General features: G+C 30.7%; 15 protein-coding genes and 2 tRNA genes. 15 read left to right on the top strand and 2 right to left on the bottom strand.

Translation table 11 applies throughout. The features are described 5' to 3' along the window. Positions 1-114 precede the first annotated feature (114 nt). Positions 115-537 carry an NUDIX hydrolase gene (locus tag B5E79_RS10545; protein WP_087298000.1) on the bottom strand — a complete coding sequence of 141 codons (423 nt, stop codon included), beginning with the start codon at positions 535-537 and terminating at the stop codon, positions 115-117. Between the two features lie 99 nt (positions 538-636). On the opposite strand from B5E79_RS10545, the gene pepV reads away from it, so the two are divergent. The 8 genes from pepV to B5E79_RS10585 all read left to right on the top strand — a co-directional run bounded on the left by pepV (position 637) and on the right by B5E79_RS10585 (position 8905). Next, complete coding sequence (gene pepV / locus B5E79_RS10550) at positions 637-2007, top strand: dipeptidase PepV (RefSeq protein WP_087298001.1); 1371 nt, start codon at positions 637-639, stop codon at positions 2005-2007. A gap of 62 nt (positions 2008-2069) precedes the next feature. Next, positions 2070-2155 (top strand) — tRNA-Leu (locus B5E79_RS10555). Positions 2156-2167: 12 nt separating this feature from the next. Next, a tRNA-Leu gene (locus tag B5E79_RS10560) sits at positions 2168-2253 on the top strand. A 51-nt stretch (positions 2254-2304) separates the two neighbouring features. Next, positions 2305-4458, top strand: coding sequence for a Tex family protein (locus B5E79_RS10565; protein ID WP_087245118.1), 2154 nt, complete (start codon positions 2305-2307; stop codon positions 4456-4458). Continuing rightward, on the top strand, positions 4459-4800 hold the full coding sequence (locus B5E79_RS10570; RefSeq protein ID WP_087298002.1) for an arsenate reductase family protein: 342 nt from the start codon (positions 4459-4461) through the stop codon (positions 4798-4800). It abuts the gene before it with no gap. Between the two features lie 78 nt (positions 4801-4878). Next, a complete protein-coding gene (locus tag B5E79_RS10575) occupies positions 4879-5814 on the top strand; it encodes an AAA family ATPase (RefSeq protein WP_087298003.1) in 936 nt (311 codons plus the stop codon). A gap of 119 nt (positions 5815-5933) precedes the next feature. Further along, positions 5934-6776: a DUF58 domain-containing protein gene (locus B5E79_RS10580; protein WP_158095496.1), complete on the top strand. Its 843-nt coding sequence runs from the start codon at positions 5934-5936 to the stop codon at positions 6774-6776. Beyond that, entirely contained in the window at positions 6773-8905 is a 2133-nt protein-coding gene (locus tag B5E79_RS10585) for a transglutaminase-like domain-containing protein (RefSeq protein WP_158095497.1), read from the top strand. Before B5E79_RS10580 ends, B5E79_RS10585 begins: the two co-directional genes overlap by 4 nt. 83 nt (positions 8906-8988) lie before the next feature. On the opposite strand, the gene B5E79_RS10590 is transcribed toward B5E79_RS10585, so the two are convergent. Next, complete coding sequence (locus B5E79_RS10590) at positions 8989-10230, bottom strand: 6-phosphofructokinase (RefSeq protein ID WP_087298006.1); 1242 nt, start codon at positions 10228-10230, stop codon at positions 8989-8991. 178 nt (positions 10231-10408) lie between these two features. On the opposite strand from B5E79_RS10590, the gene nifJ reads away from it, so the two are divergent. The 7 genes from nifJ (at position 10409) to B5E79_RS10625 (ending at position 17851) form a co-directional block, all read left to right on the top strand. Next, a complete protein-coding gene (gene nifJ, locus B5E79_RS10595) occupies positions 10409-13927 on the top strand; it encodes a pyruvate:ferredoxin (flavodoxin) oxidoreductase (protein WP_087245112.1) in 3519 nt (1172 codons plus the stop codon). Positions 13928-14343: 416 nt separating this feature from the next. Further along, complete coding sequence (locus B5E79_RS13845; RefSeq protein WP_241147489.1) at positions 14344-14739, top strand: hypothetical protein; 396 nt, start codon at positions 14344-14346, stop codon at positions 14737-14739. Further along, entirely contained in the window at positions 14736-15428 is a 693-nt protein-coding gene (gene sigK, locus B5E79_RS10605; RefSeq protein WP_087245110.1) for an RNA polymerase sporulation sigma factor SigK, read from the top strand. The genes B5E79_RS13845 and sigK overlap by 4 nt, the downstream gene beginning before the upstream one ends. 43 nt (positions 15429-15471) lie before the next feature. Next, on the top strand, positions 15472-16254 hold the full coding sequence (locus B5E79_RS10610; protein ID WP_087298008.1) for a sigma-70 family RNA polymerase sigma factor: 783 nt from the start codon (positions 15472-15474) through the stop codon (positions 16252-16254). A 25-nt stretch (positions 16255-16279) separates the two neighbouring features. Then, positions 16280-16522, top strand: coding sequence for a YlmC/YmxH family sporulation protein (locus tag B5E79_RS10615; protein ID WP_087245108.1), 243 nt, complete (start codon positions 16280-16282; stop codon positions 16520-16522). A gap of 94 nt (positions 16523-16616) precedes the next feature. Then, on the top strand, positions 16617-17054 hold the full coding sequence (locus B5E79_RS10620; RefSeq protein ID WP_087298009.1) for a cell division protein SepF: 438 nt from the start codon (positions 16617-16619) through the stop codon (positions 17052-17054). A gap of 47 nt (positions 17055-17101) precedes the next feature. Next, positions 17102-17851 carry a YlmH family RNA-binding protein gene (locus B5E79_RS10625; RefSeq protein WP_087298018.1) on the top strand — a complete coding sequence of 250 codons (750 nt, stop codon included), beginning with the start codon at positions 17102-17104 and terminating at the stop codon, positions 17849-17851. Positions 17852-17859 lie beyond the last annotated feature (8 nt).

The raw sequence follows: 17859 nt of genomic DNA on the forward strand, positions 1-17859 counted from the left end.
AAAATTATCCCGAATTTTACTTGATTTTTCATTGGAAAAACCTGTTTTTCGGGATAATCAATAATTCGGGATAAGTGCAATGAGAGGGGCGAAGATTAATTTCTTCCCTCTACTCTATTCTTCGATATTCATTGATTCATATTCTTTAAGTGTTGTAATAATGTCATCATAGATTTTCTGATCAACATAATTAAGTAGTTCGTCACTAGAGACAAAACGATATTCAGTGTGTTCATGAGAGATTTGAACATGATCATTGGTTGGAATAGCTAAAAAGCCAATACCAACGGTTTGATAGTCAGGTCGAACGGCTGTAAAAGTATACACAGGTTTAATGATTCTCACATCTAAATTTGTTTCTTCTTTTAATTCTCTAATAAGAGCCTGATGTGGTGTTTCACCATATTCTAATCCACCTCCAGGAAGTTCCCAAAAACCAAGTCCATCACTAGAAGGACGTACTCTTTTGAGAATCAGGATTTTTTGATGATAAATGACAATAGCTTTGACGGTAATATGAAATCTGATATTTTCCATATGTTTATTCCCTCCATTTTATATATCATATCATTTTTTTTACAAAAAGTATCGTTTTATTAAAAATGTTTGCTATAATAATTGAGAGGTGATTTTAAAATGATTGATTTTTTAGAAGAAGTCTATAAAAGAAAAGATAAAATGATAGAAGATATACAGACATTATGTGAAATACCATCTATTTTAGATGAAACAACAGCTAACGAAGGACAACCATTTGGAAAAACATGTCGTGATGCGTTAGATGCTATGTTAGAAATAGGTGAGAGAGATGGATTTGTTTGTGAAAATGTTGATGGTTATGCAGGACATATTGATATAGGAGAGGGAGAAGAAACTTTTGGTATTTTAGGACATTTGGATGTTGTGCCTTGCAATGAGAGTGGATGGAACAGTGAACCATATGCAGCAACTTTAAAAAATGGAAAGTTATATGGGCGAGGAGTAGCTGATGATAAAGGACCACTCATTGCCGCATACTATGCTGCTAAAATTATTCATGAATTAAATTTACCTGTAAAAATGAAAACAAGAGTGATTTTTGGATGTAATGAAGAAAATGGTTCAAAATGTATGCAATATTATTTTACAAAGAAACCTTATCCTTCAATGGGGTTTACACCAGATGCAGAATTTCCTGTTGTCTATGGAGAAAAAGCAGGTGTTAATTTTAAAATAATTGGTGAAATTGAAAATGATAATTTAATAGGACTTTATTCTGGAAATAGAGCAAATATTGTTCCAGAAGTTTGTGAAGCTTATTTAACAGGTTCATATAAACAATATAGAGAATCATTTGCTGAATATTTATCTGCTCACCAATTAGATGGATATGTTGAAGAAGAAGGAAATCATACAAAACTTGTATTGATTGGAAAATCTGCTCATGCCTCTACACCAGAATTAGGAATTAATGGGGCTGTATATATGTGTCATTATTTATCAACTATATCACAAAATCAATTAGTTCAATTTATTGATCAATATTTTTATAATGATTGTTATGGGGAAAAATTAGGTATTGCTTATACGGGATTAATGGGTCCATTAACAGTGAATTTAGGGGTTATCAATTACAAGAATGGACATGTTAATATGATTATAGACATGCGTGTTCCTCATGAAGTGACAGATGAACAGTTGACAGCAAAAATGCAAAAATGTCTTAACATTTATGGATTAAAAGAAACACATCATTTAGGAAAAGCTTTATATATAGATCCTCAAAGTGAATTGATTCAAAAGTTGCATAATGCTTATGTTGAATTTACAGGTGATCATAATCATCAACCACAGGCTATAGGTGGTGGCACATATGCAAAAACAATGCCTAATTGTGTTGCTTTTGGTATTGAATTCCCAGATAGTGATAATAAGATTCATCAAAATAATGAAGAAATTTCTATTGATGATTTAATGAAGGCAACAGCTATCTATGCAAAAGCTATTTATGATTTGATTAAGGAATAGAGTGAATTCTCTATTCCTTATTGCATAGAAATATGATTTTTGTTATAATATAAACGCTAATTGCAGGCGTGGTGGAATGGTAGACACGCTATCTTGAGGGGGTAGTGGAAGTATTTCCGTGTGAGTTCAAATCTCATCGCCTGCACCATTTTTGTTTTACGCATCTGTGGTGGAATTGGTAGACACGCTATCTTCAGGCGGTAGTGGATTTAATCCGTGTGAGTTCGAGTCTCATCAGATGCACCAATTGATTGAGCATTGTTTATCAATGTGTTTTTTTATTATTGGAGGATTTTTATGAATCAAGAAATTATACAAAAAATGGCTGAAGAATTATCCATTCAAGAACAACAAATTCAAAATGTTTTATCTTTATTAGAAGAAGGAGCTACTGTTCCTTTTATAGCACGTTATCGTAAAGAAAAAACAGGTGGATTAAATGAAGAACAAATTAGAGAAATTTCAAAAGTATATGAATATCAGGTCAATCTTCAGGAACGAAAAGATGATGTTATTCGTTTAATTGATGAAAAAGGTTTATTGACTGAAGAATTAAAACATAATATTTTAAATGCTTCTAAATTAAGTGAAGTTGAAGATTTTTATAGACCATTTAAAGAGAAAAAGAAAACTAAGGCATCTATTGCTAAGGCAAAAGGATTAGAGCCATTGGCTCAATCGATTTTAAAATTACCTAGAACTTTCGATTTGGAAAAAGAAGCCCAAAAATATTTAAATGAGCAAGTATTAACTATTGAAGAGGCTATTCATGGAGCCAAAGATATTATTGCAGAACAAATAAGTGATGAACCACGTTATCGAAAATATACAAAAGATATGATTTATAAGACAGGTATGATCTCTTCTCATGTCAAAAAGAAAAATCCTGATCAAGAAGATGGGATTTACGAAATGTATTATGATTATCAGGAAAGGGTTCAGTATATTGCATCACATCGAATTCTTGCCATTAATCGTGCTGAAAAAGAAAAGGTATTAACGGTTTCTATTGATATTGATACAGATCGCTTTATTCAATATATTTATAATGGTGTTATGCGTAGACGTGAATCGTCGCTAGATACCTTTATTGAAGATACTGTTAAAGATGCATTTAAACGTTTGATTTTCCCATCTGTAGAAAGAGAAGTTCGTAATGAATTAACAGAAAAAGCACAGGAACAGGCATTAAATGTTTTTTCAGTAAATTTGGAAAATCTTTTATTACAGGCACCAATGAAAGATAAATATGTATTAGGGGTTGATCCGGCTTTTAGAACAGGATGCAAATTAGCGGCTATTGATCCAACTGGTAAAGTGTTAGATATTCATAAAGTTTTCATTACTATACCTAAAGATGATTACACTAAGGATGAAAAAATATTACTGTCTATGATTCAAAAATACCAAATTGAAATTATTGCTATTGGAAATGGAACTGCCAGTCGCGAAACAGAAAGCTTTATAGCACAGTTTATTAAGAAATATAATCTAGATGTACAATATGTCATCGTGTCTGAAGCGGGAGCTAGCGTTTATTCTGCAAGTACAATTGCTAAGGAAGAATTTCCAGATTATCAGGTAGAAGAAAGGTCAGCTGTTTCTATTGCCAGACGTTTACAAGATCCTTTAGCAGAACTTGTTAAAATTGAGCCAAAGGCTATTTCAGTTGGTCAATATCAACATGATATGAATCAAAAGAAATTAACAGAACAGTTAGATTTTGTGGTAGAAAAAGTTGTCAATCAGGTAGGAGTCAATATTAATACAGCGTCTCCTTCATTACTACAATATGTATCTGGTTTATCAATGTCTACAGCTAAAAATATTGTGAAATATCGTGAAGAAAATGGTAAATTTACATCTCGTGAACAAATTAAAAATGTAAAAAAACTTGGAGAAAAAACATATGAATTGGCTGTTGGATTTTTAAGAATTCTATCTGGTAATGAGAAATTAGATGAAACGAGTATTCATCCAGATAATTATAATGATGCGAATCATCTTTTAGAATATCTTCATTTACAAAAAAATGATATTGGTACAAAACATGCAAAAGATGTGATTGAACAAGTATCTATTCAGCAGATTCAAGAAGATTTACACTTAGATTCTTATTTGGCTGAAGATTTAATAGAAGCTTTTATATCTCCACATCGCTCTCCTCGTGATGAATATAATGTTCCTATTTTACGAAAAGATGTTTTAAAAATTGAAGATTTGAAAAAAGGAATGAAATTACAGGGAGTTGTGAGAAATGTTGTTGATTTTGGTGCCTTTGTTGATATTGGATTAAAAAATGATGGTTTAATACATATTTCTAAAATGTCATCTCATAAAGTGAAACATGCTTTAGATGTATGTCATGTTGGAGATATTTTAGATGTATATGTATATGATGTTGATTTGAAGAAAAAAAGAGTTGCTTTATCATTAATGGAGGTGGCATAAATGGAATTTATATATTATCCACGTTGTAGTACATGTTTAAAAGCTTTAAAAAAGCTTAAAGAACAGGAAATAGATGTGACATTACGAGATATTGTCAATGAAACACCGACTCAAGAAGAATTACTGTGTTGGATACGTCAAAATGGAAAAGGAATCAAACCATTTTTTAATACATCTGGAAAACTTTATCGTGAAATGAATTTAAAAGATAAAATAAATGATATGAATGAAGATGAAGCAGCATTGTTATTATCTCAAAATGGTATGTTAATCAAGCGTCCATTGCTTATTGATGGTGAAAAAATTATTATTGGATATCAAAAAGAAATTTATGAAAAATAGATTTCTTTTTTTATTATTTATTTTGAAATAATTTTATATCTGTTATACTAAAGAAAAGATAGAATGAGGTGAAAAGATATGAATCAAGAAATGAAACAAACAGTCAATGAAATCAAAAAAGCTGTTATTGGGAAAGATGAGGTTATTATTCAAATATTGGTTACTTTACTTTCTAGGGGACATATTTTGCTTGAGGACATTCCTGGTGTTGGAAAAACAAATCTAGCATTAGCATTATCAAAAAGTTTACAGCTAGATTATCACCGTATTCAATTAACACCAGATATTATGCCAAGTGATATCGTTGGATTTACGATGTATAATCCACAGACACAGCAATTTGAATATAAAGAAGGAATTGCTTTTTGTCATCTTTTATTAGCAGATGAAATGAATCGTACATCTAGTAAAACACAGGCAGCTTTATTAGAGTTAATGGAAGAAGGACAAATGACTGTAGATGGAAAAACATATATATTACCTCAGCCATTTTGTGTCATTGCTACACAGAACCCTTTTGGCTCTGCTGGAACGCAACTATTGCCTGATTCTCAAATGGATCGTTTTATGAGTCGATTAAGTTTAGGTTATCCTCAATTTGAAGAGGAAATAGAAATGATGAAACAACGTCAAAAATCTAATCCTTTAGATGATATACAATCAGTTTTATCGCCTGAGATGATACTGCAATATCAAAAGATGATTGATCAGATATATGTTCATGATGATATTTATCATTATATCATGCAAATCATTACTGCAACACGTTCACATTCTCAAATTGAACAAGGTGTATCACCACGTGGTTCTTTAGCTATCATGAAAACGGCTAAAGCCTATGCATTTTTAAATGACCGTGATTATGTGATTCCACAAGATGTCCAATATGTTGCACCAATGGTTTTGGCTCATCGTTTCATACTGACATATGAAGCTAAAATGAACAAAGTCTCTTCATATCAGATTGTAGATGAAATCTTAGAATCAGTTGGAGAACCTCAATTAAAAGTATGAAAAACTTATTAAAATATTTTTGTTTTCTTGCTTTTTTATATGGATTATGGCGTTTTGTTTCAGGGTATTTTTCATTTTTATTGTTTTTGATGGCTTTTTGTTTAATATGTATATGCCTATTGTTTAGTATTATCCCAATGCGAAAATCAACAATCTCAATAAAAATGCAACAAGCATATTGTTTGCGTGAGGAAACCATTAATCTGAGTTTTTGCCGTCAAAGTGTTACACCTATCCCATGTGGTCAGATTATAATTGAATATCAAATGATAGATGTTTTTTCTCAAATTGTAGTTGAAAAAAGCGTATGTCTTCATGATCAGCAAGTAGATGTAGAGATTCCTTGTCCTCATTGTGGTCATTATACGATTCAGGTTCAGAAAATAAAATGTTTTGATTTATTACAATGTTTTTCTTTTTCAAAAACTGTATCCTTACAAAATTCATTTGATGTAATGCCACATTACCATCTTATAGATGTATCTGTTCATCAGGTTCATCAATTGGATGAACAAGGAGAAAATTATTTGACAGATCAAAAAGGTGATGATTATAGTGAAATTTTTGAGATTAGAACATATCGTGAAGGTGATGAACTTAAGCATATTCATTGGAATATGTCATCAAAGTTTCAAGAGTTTTTTGTTAAGGTGGGAAGCCAACCTGTTCACGAAAATCTTACTCTTGCGATAGAATATAAAGAAAACAATACATTCTATGATTTACAGTTTGATTATTTTTATTCTTTATGTATTTCTTTATTAAAAGAGAATATTGCTTTTGAAATTGTAACTTCATGTGATGTGCAAAATATGCATGTGCAATCTATACATTCTGTTGATAATCTTGCAACTACCATTCGATGGATGATGAAAAATCCTATCAAAACTTTAGATCAATCTTTCATGTCACGTTCTTTTTATCAAATAAAGGGACAGAATCTGGAGGTGTATCATTTATGAAAAAAACACTTAACTCCTTTTTTCAACAATACATCATCCATATCATTAATGTTTTCATGATTATTTTAGGATGTATGGGTTTGATAGGAAATTATGATCATTCTTTATATTTTCCTGAAAACACATATATAAGTATTATTCTTTTAGGCGTGATAGGAATAGGATTTTACCTTTATTTTATTAAATATCAGACAATGCCTCAAAAACCATGTGTATTCATTTTTATCATTTTATTATTAGTATTGATTATATTATTTCAAAGTGAGTGTCATTATTTTCTCAATAATCTTCAATCTGTTATTGAATTTGATTATTTCTTAAAATTTGATGAATTACTTCCTTTAGAATTATATAGTCGAGATATGTTTTATCAAGTTATTATATTCATAATTGGGTTGCCAGTTATCTATTTGATTGTGTCAACTGTATGTACAATGCATTTTTCGTTAATTAAAATCATCAGTTTAATTTTTCTCTTTATGTTTCCAGTATTTATCAAACATGAACTTTCTTCTCAAGAGAGTTATTGCTTTATTATCTTTATCTGTTATGCATTATTATTTACAGTGGCTTTAAAATATCAGCAAAAACAATATACCTTAAAGATTGTGATTATTATATTATTATGTATAATGTCTGTAACTGCATCTACTTATTTAGAGGGAAATCCTTTGTTTCAACAAGAATCATCATCGGTTTTATCACAAATGATTGATTGGATTGCTAACGGAAAGGGAAATCCTTTAGGAATAGCTACACAAACGGGTATGAGTCGTGATATTGATGGTTCTTTACCTACAGGCAATGTGCAACTTACTAATGGATTGGCTTTAACAGTACAATCAGATATTCCTTTTTCTTCTTATTTGAGAGCTTATTCGCTTGCCAATTACAGTGATAATGAATGGCATGAGGTTACGGAAAATTATGATAATAGTCAGTCTTTAACTATGTATAGCGATTTTTTAATGTTGAATTATTTACCATCTTTTCAAAGTGTTGAAATTCTACCACAACGTCAATATGATTTTCAATTTGTACCATACTATTTTATTGATAATGTTCAAGAGTATCCAGTTCTTTTTGATTCATATATAGAAAGTACTTCTGATTCATTGGATGTTTTATATCTTTATGAAGAAGATCCTCAATTAGGACTAGATGAAAATAGCTATTTTATTTCTGAACAGTATGATGAAGAATATGAAGATTATGTGTATCAACATTATTTAGATGTTCCAGATGAATTAGAACAACAATTATCGCGTTTATTATATGAAAATGATATTGAATATCCATATGATTTTGATATTGCATCAACAGTCCAACAGGTGCAGGAACTTTTAGCTAAGCAAGCAGAATATGATTTGAATGCAGGAACATTACCTTTTGATAAAGATTTTGTTGAATACTTTCTGTTTGAAAATCATAAAGGAAGTTGTACTCATTTTGCGACTGCTGGAGCTTTGTTGTTAAGGGAGTTAGGTATTCCAACACGCTTTGTAAGAGGGTATACAATGCTAGAAAGTGATTTTCATAATGGTGAAGCTAAAATTCCTCAATATCGTTCGCATGCCTGGATAGAAGTTTATGAAAATATGAAGGGTTGGATTCCTTATGAAATGACACCTGCAGGAAATATCGAAGAAATCAGTGATGTTCTTGATGATATAGCAAGTCAAAATCAGCAGACTGCAAATACGAGTGATGTGCCAACAACACAGCCTGAAGAAGATACAATACAGGATACACCTGTAGATTTAGATGTTACAACAAGATCATCTCATCAAAATATATGGATTATTGCTGGATTATTTGGAATCTTTATATTCATTTTTATTTATCATTATTTGACAACACATTTGATGATGATCAAAACAAGACGTATGAATAACAATCAGAAAGTTTTAACTTATTATAGAAAAATAAGGAAATTATCTTCTTGGCATAATGTTGATGATGAAGAGTTAAAGAATCTTGCTTATAAAGCTAAATATTCTTCTCATGAAATAAGTGATGAAGAATGGCTTCAATTCCTTCGCTGTTATCAACAATGGATTTATCAATATAGTCAATCATTGAAATGGTATCAGAGATTTATTTTCCAATATATTTTTGGAAATAAATAAAAAGAGATTTTATGAAATGAACCTCCTTATTTGAATGTCCAAATAAGGGGGATTCACTTGATGTGAAATCTCTTTTTTATGTTTTATTTATAACGTAAATGTGTTATATCACTATAACATGGAATACCATTTTCATATGTAATCGCAACTTCGCCTTGAATCAATGGAATTAAATAGTCATAAAGTTCTTGAGTGATATCATTATGTTCATCATTGATCCATTCAACAGGAATACGTTGTTCTAAATTGGCAATTTTGAGAACATCCTTATAGGTGTATTCAACTTGATAAGGCTGATTTTGAACACGTTGGAAAGTCATCATAACACCACTGTTTCCTTCCATTGATGTTTGAACAGCCGCTTGTCCAATTTGAAATGATTCTTCTAAATCAACTTTTGAAGCAATATGCATAGCACATCTTTGTAGGACATTTAATTCGATACTACGCACTTTACATTTGAATTCCTGATAAACTAATGATTCTAGGACTTTACCAGTTCCAGAATGCAAAACATGTCCAAAAGCATCACGTTTTGTATATTTAGAATCAGCATCTAAATATTCTCCATTTTCATTTTTAATTCCTTCACTGACAGCAATAATAATATTCTTTTTATGACGAAAAACTTTACGAATATCATCTAAGAATTTTTGCGTTGAAAACGGAACTTCAGGCAAATAGATAAGGTCAGGTGCTTCATTGCATTGCGTTCTTGCTAGCGCACTGGCAGCAGTTAACCATCCAGCATTACGCCCCATAATTTCAACAATTGTAACAGCATTTAATTTATAAATTGAACTGTCATAAGCAATTTCTAACATAGAAGTTGCAACATATTTAGCAGCTGAACCAAAACCAGGAGTATGGTCAGTTCCCATTAAATCATTATCAATTGTTTTAGGAATACCAATAAAACAAATAGGGGAATGAATAGACTTGGCATAAGCTGATAGTTTTGCAACTGTATCCATAGAATCATTACCACCAATATAATAAAAATCTGTGATATGTAATTGTTCAAAAGTATGGAATAATCTTTCATAAGTTTGAGGATCATCCTGATAATTGGGTAGTTTATAACGACACGAACCAAGATACATAGCAGGAGAATGTTTTAATTGTTCTAAAGCTTGTGAATCATTAAATAACTCTCCCAAATCCATATAGCGGCTTTCTAACAATCCCATAATTCCATTGACCATCCCATAAACATGGTCGAATTTTTGGCTTTTGATACATTCATGAATAATTCCTGCCAAAGATGCATTAATCGCAACGGTTGGGCCTCCCGATTGACCAATAAAACAGTTTCTTTTTTTCATGAGTAACTCCTTTCATTTTTCGACATTATTCTATCATTTTTTATATTATAAAAAAAGTGTATTTTTTGAGAAATCAAAAATATTAAAATTTTCGATTCTTTATGATGAAAATAAATTTTTCATGTGGAAATTTCTTATTGAAAAGAGTATACTATATGATATAGGAGGAAAGAGAATTATGTCTAAAAAGTATTTATCAATGGATGGAAATACTGCTGCTGCACATGTCGCTTATGCATTTAGTGAAGTTGCAAGTATTTATCCAATTACACCATCTTCTCCAATGGCTGAAAATGCGGAAACATGGGCTGCTCAAGGAAAGAAAAATATTTTTGGATCAGCAGTTAATGTTATCGAAATGCAGTCAGAAGCTGGAGCTGCTGGAGCTGTACATGGAGCATTGCAAGGTGGTGCGTTAGCAACTACATTTACGGCATCTCAAGGTCTATTATTGATGATACCAAACTTGTATAAAATTCAAGGTGAATTATTGCCTGGTGTATTCCATGTTGCTGCGAGAGCTTTAGCAACACGTTCATTAAATATTTTTGGTGATCATCAGGATATATATGCATGTCGTCAAGTTGGTGCGCCTATGATTTGTTCTCATAGCGTTCAAGAAGTTATGGATTTAGGAGGAATTGCTCATTTAACTGCAATTAAGGCAAGCGTTCCTGTTATTCACTTCTTTGATGGATTTAGAACTTCTCATGAAATTCAAAAAGTAGAAGTTATGGATTATGATGTTTTAGAAAGCTTGTTAGATAAAGAGGCATTAAAGAAATTTAAAGAAAATGCATTAAATCCACATACAAATCCAATTGAACGTGGTGGTGCTGAAAATGATGATATCTATTTCCAAGGTAGAGAAGCACAAAATAAACATTATGAAGCTGTTGTTGAAATTGTTGCTGATTACATGAAAAAGATTTCAGAAATTACTGGACGTGAATATGCGCCATTTACATATTATGGAGCAAGCGATGCATCACGTGTGATCATTGCAATGGGTTCTGTAACTGAAACAATTAAAGAAACAATTGATGAAATGAATAAACGTGGTGAACGTGTTGGATTGATTAAAGTTCATTTATATCGTCCATTCTCACCAAAATATCTATTAAAAGTTTTACCAAATACTGTTGAAAAAGTTGCTGTTTTAGATCGTACAAAAGAAATGGGAGCAACTGGAGAACCATTATACTTAGATGTATGCTCTGTATTAAAAGATACAAACATCAAAGTTATTGGTGGACGTTATGGTATGGGATCTAAAGATACAACACCTGGTCAAATCAAAGCTGTATATGATCATTTATTAGATGAAGATCCATTTACATCTTTCACTATTGGTATTAATGATGATGTAACTCATTTATCATTAAAAGAAGACCCTGATTTCCATGTTAATGCTGATTATACTTCATGCTTATTCTATGGTTTAGGATCAGATGGTACAGTATCTGCTAATAAATCTTCAATTAAAATTATTGGAGATCATACCGATTTATATTCACAGGCTTACTTTGCTTATGATAGTAAAAAAGCTGGTGGAGCTACACGTTCTAACTTAAGATTTGGTCATACACCAATTCGTGCAACATATTATGTCAATAATGCTGATTTTATTTCATGTTCATTAGATAACTATGTATTGAAATATGATATGTTGAAAAACTTAAAGAATGGTGGAACATTCTTATTAAATACAGAATTTGATGAAAAAGAAATTGTTGATTATTTACCAAATAAATTAAAGAAACAATTAGCTGATAAAAATGCTAAATTCTATATCATTAATGCAACAAAGATTGCTAGTGAAATTGGTATGGGAAGACATACAAATACAATTCTTCAATCTGCATTCTTTGCTTTAAACCCACAAATTTTACCAGTTGATAAAGCTGTTGAATATATGAAAGCAATGGCTAAGAAAACATATGGTAAAAAAGGTGATGCTGTTGTAGAAATGAACTACAAAGCTATTGATGCAGGAAAAGATGCTATTGTTGAAGTTCCTGTTGATGCAAGCTGGTCTGATTTAACAGTTACTGCTACAAGAGCAAGAACTGGTGATGATTACTTTGATAATTTCGTTGCACCAATCAATGCCTTAGATGGTTATGATTTACCTGTTTCTGCATTTATGGATAAATTAGATGGTTCAATGAAATCTGGTATTGCTATTAAAGAAAAACGTGCGATTGCTATTGATGTACCACGTTGGGAAAAAGAAAACTGTATCCAATGTAATAACTGTGTTATGGTATGTCCTCATGCAACAATTCGTGCTTTCTTAATTGATGAAGATGAAATGAAAGCTATGCCAGAAGATATTTCAAATGATGTTTTAAAACCAATTGGTAGAAATGTAGATGGATTGGTTTATCGTATTCAAGTTTCTCCAGATAACTGTGTTGGTTGTGGATTATGTGTGACTGAATGTCCAGGTAAAGCTGGAAAGAAAGCTTTATCTATGGTGCCAGTAAAAGAAGAATTACCACATGCTTCTTTAGCTGATCATATTTATTCAAAAGTGACATATAAAGCTGATCGTTATCCAACAACAACAGTTAAAGGTGTTGGATTTATGCGTCCATACTTTGAAGTATCTGGTGCTTGTGGTGGATGTGGTGAAACACCTTATTATCGTTTGGCTTCTCAATTATTTGGAGCTGATATGAGAATTGCAAATGCAACTGGATGTAGTTCAATTTATAGTGGTTCTACACCATCAACACCTTGTACAATTGATGAAAATGGACAAGGACCTGCATGGGCTAACTCATTATTTGAAGATAATGCTGAATATGGATTTGGTATGAAATTAGCTGAAAATTATATGGCTAAACGTATCTTAGAAATCATTGAAGCAAATAAAGCTGAATGTGAACCTGAACTTCAAACTGTATTAGAACAATATGCAAATGTCAAAGGTCAAAGAGTTGAAGAAAGAAAACTTTATGATCAATTAGTATCTTTAGTAGAAGCTTCAAAATGTGAAGGTATCAAAGAATTATTAGATATGAAAGGTGAACTTGTCACTAAATCTCAATGGATTATTGGTGGAGATGGATGGGCTTATGACATCGGTTATGGTGGATTAGATCATGTTATCGCTAATAATCAAAATGTTAATATCTTAGTTCTTGATACAGAAGTTTATTCAAATACTGGTGGACAATCTTCAAAATCTTCACAAGCTGGTTCTATCGCTAAATTCACTGCTGGTGGTAAAACAGTAGCCAAGAAAGATTTAGCACAGATTGCTATGGCATATGGACATGTTTATGTAGCACAAGTGGCTATGGGAGCTAATCCAATGCAAACAATTAAAGCATTCAAAGAAGCTGAAGCTTATGATGGACCATCATTAATTATTGCTTATTCTCCATGTATGGAACATGGTATTAAAGGTGGTCTTGCAAATCATCAACAACAACAAAAACATGCTGTTGAATGTGGATACTTCAACTTATTAAGATATGATCCTCGTTTAGAAGAACAAGGAAAGAATCCATTACAGTTAGATTCTAAAGAACCTGATTTCACAAAATTCAAAGATTTCTTATTAAGTGAAAACAGATTTGCACAATTATCTAAAGTCAATCCAGAACATGCTGAAGGATTAATGGATAAATGTGAAAAAGACGCTATGAAACGTCGTCATCGTTTGGATGTTATGGCAAGTGAATAGTCAAAATGAAAGATTGAAAGTGAGAGTACTTTCAATCTTTTTTTGACATCATTTTTAATTCCATTTCTCTATAATGAAAGAGGGTGGAAAAAATGAATGTCTATATAGAAATTACGTATTTTATGAATGCTTTATTAATATTACTGAGTTTTGAAATATTATCTTTTTTGTTAAATATACGCATAACTAAGAAAAGATTATGTCTATATGTTTTGACTTACAATATTTCATTTGTTTTTTTATTTATTGATTTATTTACTGGGTTTATTCTTTTATATGATTTTATATTGACATTTTTTTATTTTAAACGGTCTGTCTATATATATTATCCTGTATATCTTTTTATATACTTTTCAATATTATCATTTGTTCAATGGTTATTACCATCGTCTATTATTTTTCAAGGTGTTTTATTGATGGAAGGCTATCATATACGATATATCATGATTATTGCAGTTTTAGTTATTTTGATTAGCTATTTCTATATAGATTTATGCCGTCATCGTATTCATCAGCAAATGGTTAAAGTCTGTTTTCAAGGACACCAATGTTATGGTTTTATTGATAATGGTAATCAGGTCACATATCATGGTTATCCAGTTATTTTTATCAATCAAAGATTTGCCGGTGACTATACTGTTATTGATAATATTTGGATTGAAACTGCGAGTCAGCAGGAAAAAATTGATTTAATTTTATTGCCTGATATTACAATTCATTATCAAACATTACACGATGTTTATGCTGGAATTATATCATCGAATCAGTATGATTGCATTTTAAATCAACAGTTAATGGGAGGATTATTATGATCTTATTATTATTGAAGGAATGGGTATTAAAAAGAAAATCACTTTTCTATATTGGTAGACATGATGTTTTAAAAGCACCATTAAAAGGTAAAGAAGAAAAAGAAGCTTTATTGAAATTACAAAATGGTGATGAAAAAGCAAAGGATTTATTAATTGAACATAATTTAAGGCTCGTTGTCTATGTGGCTAAAAAATATGATTCTATGCAAAATGGTAGCATAGAAGATTTAATTAGTATTGGAACGATTGGGTTAGTCAAAGCAGTGAATACTTTTAATATGGATAAAAACATTAAATTAGCAACTTATGCATCACGTTGTATTGAAAATGAAATTTTAATGTTCTTAAGAAAAAATAATAAACTCAGACAAGAAATCTCTTTAGATGAACCATTGAATGTTGACTATGATGGTAATGAATTATTATTATCTGATATCATTGGTACGGACAAAGACATTGTACAAGATGAAATAGAACATAATGATCAAAAAGAAAAATTTTATCATGCTTTACATTATTTAAATCCAAGAGAACAACAGATTCTTATGATGCGTTATGGTTTGATTGGTCATGAGGAATTAACACAAAAGGATGTGGCAGAAATATTAGGTATTTCACAATCATATATATCTAGACTTGAAAAGAAAATTATTAGAAAATTAAGAAATAAATTGAAAGATGATGAATAATGTCAAATAAAATGGTGAAACTCTGATATGAGGAGTTGAATCCATGTCAAAATATAAAGTAGAACTGAATGGAACAAATATTGAAAATTATGAAAAATTATCTCATCAACAAACAATAGAATTATTGAAAACATATCATCAAAATCATGATTCCTGTATAAAAGAAAAATTGGTTCTCTCTAATTTAAAACTTGTTTTATCACTTGTTCAAAAATACCAACAAAGAGTGAATAATTTAGATGATTTATTTCAAGTTGGAGTAATTGGTTTAATGAAGGCCATAGATCATTTTAATACGAATTTAGAAGTTCGTTTTTCAACATATGCTGTTCCGCTTATACAAGGTGAGATGAAACGTTATTTAAGAGAAAATTCTCCTATGCGAATACCAAGATCGTTACGAGATGTTGCTTATAAAGCGCTTTTGGTTAATGAAGAATATATGAAAAAATATAATCGAGAAGCATCTATAAAAGAATTATCTCAACGTTTAAATGTTGATGAATATACGTTAGTTGAAGCATTGTCTTCTACTCACAGTGTGACATCATTATCACAGGAAGTCCAAAATGATGGCAATGGACCCATTGATTTAGAAAGTCAGATACCAGATAACCATAGTCATATGGAAGAGATTCAAAAGACAATAGATTTACAAAAAGCCATGCATCATTTAGATCAAAAAGAAATGCAAATCATTCATGAACGTTATTTTCAAGGTTTAACACAGAGTGAAATTGCTAAAGATTTAATGATTTCTCAAGCACAAGTTTCTCGTATTGAAAAACAGGCTTTATCACATTTAAAGAAATATATGATAGGATAAAAGCATATATTAAAGTGGTGATAAAATGCGCTTTTTAACTTTACAAAGTAAAGATGTCATTGATGCCTCATCAGGTTGTAAGATTGGTTATGTTGTTGATTTGGAAATTGATCCTTGTTGTCAATGTATACAGGCTTTAATTGTTGAACGTTTTTCAGCATTTAAATTCATATGTTTTTTTAAAGGACCACCAGCTTTGGTTATACCTATTCAACATATTATTACCATTGGTGAAGATGTTATTTTGGTACATGTTGAATGTCAATAAATGGTATGAAGAAGGTGATATTTCCCGTATTTTCCTCTTTTTTTCATACACATTATATGGTATAATTATATAAAGATTGTAAGGAGGTTACCTCATGGGATACGGAGAAAAAGTAAAAAAATGGTTTTTTGAAGAAGATGATGATGACGTTTATGAAAATGAAGAAATAGATACTGAAGAAGAAAATGTAAAATCAACAAGTTTATTTGAAAAAGCAAAATCTACAAAAACAACTGATGCTATGAAAGCATTAAGTGCAAATAAAGATAGTCATTTGATTTTATTTGAACCACGTGCATATAGTGAAACTCAGGAAATTGCAACGTATTTAAAACAAAAAAGAGCTGCAGTTGTGAATTTGCATCGTTTACAGAAAGAACAATCTAAACGTGTTATTGATTTCTTAAGTGGTGTTATTTTTGCAATTGAAGGAGATATTCAACAAATCGGACCTAAAATTTTCTTATGTACTCCTAAGAATATTGGCGTTTCTGGCAATATTACAATGGATGATTCTGAAACTGATGAATAAACAAGTATTAGTAAGTGAAAAACTTGCTAATACTTTCTTTTTGAATGATGTTAGAACATTTTAAAGGCGACGAAGTTTTTGTTAAGAAAATTTTAGATTATCAATTTCAGGCACTGCATCATCAAAGAATGGTATTAACACCTTTCTATAATCCTCATGAACAGGAGATAGTAAGAAGTGTTATCGGTAAAGAACTGAAAGTCTTAAGTTATGGTGGTTTTACAAATGCTGAAAATCAGCGTATGATTATTTGTCCAGATTTTTATGAAATTGAAAAGTCTGACTTTGAAATTCAATTGGTTGAAGTCATATATCGCCAGCAATTTGGACGCATTCAGCACAAGGATATTTTAGGAGCTTTAATGAATTTGGGTATAAAAAGGGAGTGTGTTGGTGATATTTTTGATAGAGAGCGTTGTTTTTTTGCTTGTACAAAACAAACTTATCCTTATATTATCCAAACATTAAAACAAATAAAAAAATCAAAAATAAAGCTTCAAGAATGTCATGAAGATATTGAAATTGTACATGACTATACATCTCGTTCTTTTATTTTATCGAGTATGCGTTTGGATAAAGTGGTATCAACGATGTTTAAAGTACCACGTGCTTTAGCTAGTGAAGCTATTCGTAATGGGCATGTCAAAGTCAATTATAAAATTGTTGAAGAAGTGAGTTATTTGTGTCATAATAGTGATATGGTATCTTTCAAACATCATGGACGTGTTAAAATTGTGGATGAAAATAAGCAAACAAGACAGGGAAATTATGTTGTAAGTGGATACTTTTATAAGTGAGGTGGAAG

Source organism: Massilimicrobiota sp. An134 (genome assembly GCF_002160815.1).
GTDB classification, from domain to species: Bacteria; Bacillota_I; Bacilli_A; order Erysipelotrichales; family Coprobacillaceae; genus Allocoprobacillus; species Allocoprobacillus merdigallinarum.

What these genes read in the sequence shown, in the direction of transcription:
- B5E79_RS10545 (WP_087298000.1), bottom strand. Translation starts at nt 537, where the DNA reads ATGGAAAATATCAGATTTCATATTACCGTCAAAGCTATTGTCATTTAT.
- pepV (WP_087298001.1), top strand. Translation starts at nt 637, where the DNA reads ATGATTGATTTTTTAGAAGAAGTCTATAAAAGAAAAGATAAAATGATA.
- B5E79_RS10565 (WP_087245118.1), top strand. Translation starts at nt 2,305, where the DNA reads ATGAATCAAGAAATTATACAAAAAATGGCTGAAGAATTATCCATTCAA.
- B5E79_RS10570 (WP_087298002.1), top strand. Translation starts at nt 4,459, where the DNA reads ATGGAATTTATATATTATCCACGTTGTAGTACATGTTTAAAAGCTTTA.
- B5E79_RS10575 (WP_087298003.1), top strand. Translation starts at nt 4,879, where the DNA reads ATGAATCAAGAAATGAAACAAACAGTCAATGAAATCAAAAAAGCTGTT.
- B5E79_RS10585 (WP_158095497.1), top strand. Translation starts at nt 6,773, where the DNA reads ATGAAAAAAACACTTAACTCCTTTTTTCAACAATACATCATCCATATC.
- B5E79_RS10590 (WP_087298006.1), bottom strand. Translation starts at nt 10,230, where the DNA reads ATGAAAAAAAGAAACTGTTTTATTGGTCAATCGGGAGGCCCAACCGTT.
- nifJ (WP_087245112.1), top strand. Translation starts at nt 10,409, where the DNA reads ATGTCTAAAAAGTATTTATCAATGGATGGAAATACTGCTGCTGCACAT.
- B5E79_RS13845 (WP_241147489.1), top strand. Translation starts at nt 14,344, where the DNA reads ATGGAAGGCTATCATATACGATATATCATGATTATTGCAGTTTTAGTT.
- sigK (WP_087245110.1), top strand. Translation starts at nt 14,736, where the DNA reads ATGATCTTATTATTATTGAAGGAATGGGTATTAAAAAGAAAATCACTT.
- B5E79_RS10610 (WP_087298008.1), top strand. Translation starts at nt 15,472, where the DNA reads ATGTCAAAATATAAAGTAGAACTGAATGGAACAAATATTGAAAATTAT.
- B5E79_RS10615 (WP_087245108.1), top strand. Translation starts at nt 16,280, where the DNA reads ATGCGCTTTTTAACTTTACAAAGTAAAGATGTCATTGATGCCTCATCA.
- B5E79_RS10620 (WP_087298009.1), top strand. Translation starts at nt 16,617, where the DNA reads ATGGGATACGGAGAAAAAGTAAAAAAATGGTTTTTTGAAGAAGATGAT.
- B5E79_RS10625 (WP_087298018.1), top strand. Translation starts at nt 17,102, where the DNA reads ATGTTAGAACATTTTAAAGGCGACGAAGTTTTTGTTAAGAAAATTTTA.